We start from the raw sequence: 4210 nt of genomic DNA on the forward strand, positions 1-4210 counted from the left end.
TTGGTGCGGGTGTTGTTGCGAAAATTATTAAATAATTCATTTGATGAATTAAATGAGTATAGAGGCAGATCGGTAGATCTGCCTTTTTATTTTATAATTTAGTCTATTTTAGATTTCAGTCAAAAAGAGCGGCATTTTATGCCTTAATTTTGATATGTTCAGAAAACTTTTAGAGAATCTTTTTATGTCAAAACAACTTTATAGAGCTGTCGTTTCAGATCTAGACGGTACATTATTAAATGCGAATCATGTTATTGGAGACTTTACCATTGATACGCTGAATCGCTTGGAACAAAGTGGCATTGATATTATCCTTGCTACGGGAAGAAACCATACTGATGTAGGTTCTATTCTTGGAAAAATTGGTGCAGAGCGTGCAGTAATGATTACCTCAAATGGCGCAAGGGTACGGGATATGGCAGGAAATCTGCTTTACAGCAATAGCTTACCTGAGGATATTGTATTTGATCTTTATAAAACGCCATTTGACGAGACTAATGTTTGTTTGAATAGCTATCAAGATGAAGGCTGGTTTATTAATAAAGACGTTCCGGCATTGCAAAAATTTCATCAAGATTCAGGTTTTATGTATAAAGTAGTTGATTTTTCTAAACATCACGCTCGTAATGTGGAGAAAATCTTTTTTATTGGAAAGAGTCCTGAAGATTTAATCGAAGTGGAAAAATATTTACGTGAACATTTTGGTGATAAAACAACCATTGTTTATTCTGCATTATCTTGTTTGGAAGTGATGAACAAGAATGTCTCCAAAGGGGAGGCCTTAAAACATGTATTAGCACAACGAGATTACGGTTTGGAAAACTGTATCGCTTTTGGTGATGGGATGAATGATGTAGAGATGCTTTCCAGTGTTGGAAAAGGTTGTATTATGGAGAATGCTGATGAACGCTTAAAACAAGCCTGCCCACGATTAGAGCAAATAGGCTCAAATCAAAATGAATCTGTCGCAAAATATCTTCAACTTCAATTCGGAATGAAGTAATGCTCCAAGCCATATTATGTATTAGTTGTGGTGCTGTATTCGGTGCTTTAGGAAGATGGGGACTTGCTTCTAGCTTTAACTTGTTTTTCTCTACTTTTGCCTTAGGAACATTACTTGCTAATCTTATAGGTTGCTTTTTAGTCGGTATATTGATGGCATTTTTTTGGCAACATCCACAAGTTAATGATTTATGGAAATTGTTTCTCGTGACAGGTTTTCTTGGTGCATTTACTACATTCTCATCTTTTTCAATTGAAGTGATTGAGCTTCTAATGTCAGACAAATGGTTTAATGCCCTTAGTGTTATTGCCTTTCATTTAATCGGTGGATTAATCAGTACGACATTGGGTATTTTATTATGTAAATTATTACCTTAGACTAGAAATTTTCTTCAGAAGTTGAGCCGATAAGATTAGCAAAATCTTCGCTATAAAATCCATGTGAAAGCATATATTGCCAGATTTTTTGTTTCATTTTAGGAGACTGTCTTTCCATATAGTCTGGAAATTTTTTTCTTAATACAGTAAGTGCTAATGATTGCCAATCAATACTTATTTCCCATAGAACCTCATCAATAATTTCATTTGATACACCTTTTAATTGTCGAAGCTCTTGTTTAATTCTATTAACGCCGTAGCCTCGTTGTGATCGTGCATAGATATAGTTTTCTGCAAAACGCTTGTCATTTTGCCAGCTCTTCTTTTGACAATACGCCATCGTATTGTCAATTTGCTCCTCTGAAAATGCTTTTTCTTGCATTTTATTACGAAGTTCAAATTCGCTATAATCCCTGCGAGACAATAAACTCAAAACATAATTTAACGCAATTGAAGACATGTTTATTTCCCTTAAAAGTGCGGTCAAAATTTAAAGAGAAATTTGACCGCATTTTGTTCGCTTTAATGTTTATTCTTCATCTGAAGATTTATCCTCAGATTGTTCAATATCGGCCATTAATGATTGCTCAGGATTTGCAACTAATTCAGCACGAAGTTTAGTTTCTAACTCTTCCGCTTTTTCTGTGTTTTCACGTAGCCACTTCATGGCATTTGCCTTACCTTGACCGATTTTTTCACCGTTGTAAGCATACCAAGCACCAGATTTATCTACTAGCTTATGTTTTACACCTAATTCGATTAATTCGCCCATTTTGGAAATTCCTTCCCCGTAAAGAATTTGGAAATCAACTTGGCGGAATGGGGCGGCAAGTTTATTTTTTACCACTTTTACTTTTGTTTCATTGCCAATGATTTCTTCGCCATCTTTTACAGAGCCGGTTCGACGAATGTCTAAGCGAACGGAAGAATAGAATTTAAGTGCATTACCTCCAGTTGTTGTTTCTGGGTTACCAAACATTACTCCAATTTTCATACGAATCTGGTTGATAAAGATTACTAGGCAGTTAGCGGTTTTAATTTGACCGGTAAGTTTACGTAGTGCTTGAGACATTAGGCGTGCTTGTAAGCCCATATGGGAGTCTCCCATATCGCCTTCAATCTCAGCTTTTGGCGTAAGGGCGGCGACAGAGTCAACAATGATAACATCTACCGCTCCTGAACGTACAAGAGCATCACAGATTTCTAGTGCTTGTTCACCATTGTCTGGTTGGGAAACTAATAATTCTTTTACATCCACACCTAATTTTGCAGCATAGATAGGATCAAGAGCATGTTCCGCATCAATGAATGCACAGGTCTTACCGGCTTTCTGTGCTTGTGCAATGACAGATAAAGTGAGTGTTGTTTTGCCGGAAGATTCTGGGCCAAAGATTTCAACAATACGCCCCATGGGTAAGCCACCAATACCTAATGCAACATCCAAGCCGATTGAACCTGTTGAAACTGATTCTACATCTAAGGTTTTGGTATCACCTAGTTTCATAATAGAACCTTTACCAAATTGTTTTTCGATTTGTCCTAATGCCGCAGCAAGTGCTTTTTGTTTTTCTTCTTGAGTTGCCATTTTTTTAACCTTACTTATATGTTATGACTTTTCTAGATTTTATCTGTATTGATATACAGTATCAAGTGAAATTTTATTTTTATATAAAAAATGTGATTCGGGACGTAAAATCGAAAGAGTTCCAATTAGAAATTCGTGGGTAAGATAGTTCTTAAGATTATTTAATTTACTGTTTCTTAGTTTGGGTATTGGGTTAAGGATGAGTTTACTAATTTTTAGTTTATTAGCTTAATAGGAGGGTATAACACTTTTTTGTAGCTAGACTCTAGTATAGGGGAATATTGAGGTGATAAAGTCTCCTAAATCTGTATTTGCGTATAAGAGAATGAGTTTTTGTGGTATTACAAAACTTTACTTCATTAGTTTTTTAAGAAGATAAGTTATAAATTTACGATCTATGTCACAATTTTGTAAATGGATTGTTTTATTGTTGTGAGAATGGTGCTATAACAGAAAACGCTCTTATTTTTACTTTGATAAGGAGGTCTTATGGTAGCACTAAATATTAAAGATGAATATATTGATGGTATTCGCGATTCTATAAATGAGCTGATTGGTCATGTAACATCAAAAAATCTTTTTACTGGCTACGGACTGTTCTATAAAAAAGAACTTATGTTTGCGCTTTGGTTAAATGGAAAGTTTTATCTTCAAGCAAAAGCTGAGTTGGCTAATCAGTTGATAAGTAAGGGGAGTATACCCTTTGCAAAAAATGAGACTGATGCTAAGTTTTTGTTATCTGATTATTATTGTCTTCCTAGTGATGTGTTAAGTGACAAAAATTTATTGCGTAAATTGCTTATGCTTTCCATTAAACAAATTCAAGAGAGAAAGAATGAAATTGCATTATCAAAAGCAAATCGTCTAAAAGATCTTCCCAATCTTTCGATAAAGTATGAAAGAATGTTAAAGAAAATTGATATCCATGATGTAAAAACTCTGAAAATTGTTGGCGCTGAAAATGCGATTGTCAGGCTTAGGAAATCCGGTGTTCCGGCTACTCTAGATACGTATTGGAAACTATCTTGTGCATTGTCTAATAAAAAGAGTGAGTTTTTAAACAAACAACAAAAAGAGATTTTGCTAAAGAAATTAAATAATGCCTTGTATGAGGCTGGTTTCAGGAAGTACAGAAAGCTCGATGATGAGTAAAAATTGACCTTTTAGATGATATTTTAAAAAAAAGAGTTGCAAAGGATTAAAAAATTCCTATAATGCACCTCACGCAACGACGCGCTGTTGTGA

5 protein-coding genes are annotated in these 4210 nt (G+C 34.8%); 3 read left to right on the forward strand and 2 right to left on the reverse strand.

The annotated features are described in order from the left end of the window. Positions 1-184 precede the first annotated feature (184 nt). Together BKK54_RS10965 and crcB are read left to right on the forward strand one after the other, a co-directional pair. A complete protein-coding gene (locus tag BKK54_RS10965; RefSeq protein ID WP_077543106.1) occupies positions 185-1003 on the forward strand; it encodes a Cof-type HAD-IIB family hydrolase in 819 nt (272 codons plus the stop codon). Continuing rightward, positions 1003-1380, forward strand: a complete 378-nt coding sequence (gene crcB / locus BKK54_RS10970; protein WP_077543107.1) for a fluoride efflux transporter CrcB — start codon at positions 1003-1005, stop codon at positions 1378-1380. Before BKK54_RS10965 ends, crcB begins: the two co-directional genes overlap by 1 nt. A gap of 1 nt (position 1381) precedes the next feature. Here the strand turns inward: crcB and recX are convergent, their stop codons facing one another. Beyond that, positions 1382-1840: a recombination regulator RecX gene (recX, locus tag BKK54_RS10975; RefSeq protein WP_077543108.1), complete on the reverse strand. Its 459-nt coding sequence runs from the start codon at positions 1838-1840 to the stop codon at positions 1382-1384. 69 nt (positions 1841-1909) lie between these two features. After that, on the reverse strand, positions 1910-2965 hold the full coding sequence (recA, locus tag BKK54_RS10980) for a recombinase RecA (protein ID WP_077543109.1): 1056 nt from the start codon (positions 2963-2965) through the stop codon (positions 1910-1912). A gap of 489 nt (positions 2966-3454) precedes the next feature. Here recA and BKK54_RS10985 point away from each other — a divergent pair, with 489 nt between their 5' ends. Continuing rightward, a complete protein-coding gene (locus tag BKK54_RS10985; protein WP_077543110.1) occupies positions 3455-4117 on the forward strand; it encodes a TfoX/Sxy family DNA transformation protein in 663 nt (220 codons plus the stop codon). The last annotated feature ends 93 nt before the right edge of the window (positions 4118-4210 follow it).

The organism is Rodentibacter genomosp. 1 (genome assembly GCF_001999285.1).
Taxonomy (GTDB): Bacteria; Pseudomonadota; Gammaproteobacteria; order Enterobacterales; family Pasteurellaceae; genus Rodentibacter.

What these genes read in the sequence shown, in the direction of transcription:
- BKK54_RS10965 (WP_077543106.1), top strand. Translation starts at nt 185, where the DNA reads ATGTCAAAACAACTTTATAGAGCTGTCGTTTCAGATCTAGACGGTACA.
- crcB (WP_077543107.1), top strand. Translation starts at nt 1,003, where the DNA reads ATGCTCCAAGCCATATTATGTATTAGTTGTGGTGCTGTATTCGGTGCT.
- recX (WP_077543108.1), bottom strand. Translation starts at nt 1,840, where the DNA reads ATGTCTTCAATTGCGTTAAATTATGTTTTGAGTTTATTGTCTCGCAGG.
- recA (WP_077543109.1), bottom strand. Translation starts at nt 2,965, where the DNA reads ATGGCAACTCAAGAAGAAAAACAAAAAGCACTTGCTGCGGCATTAGGA.
- BKK54_RS10985 (WP_077543110.1), top strand. Translation starts at nt 3,455, where the DNA reads ATGGTAGCACTAAATATTAAAGATGAATATATTGATGGTATTCGCGAT.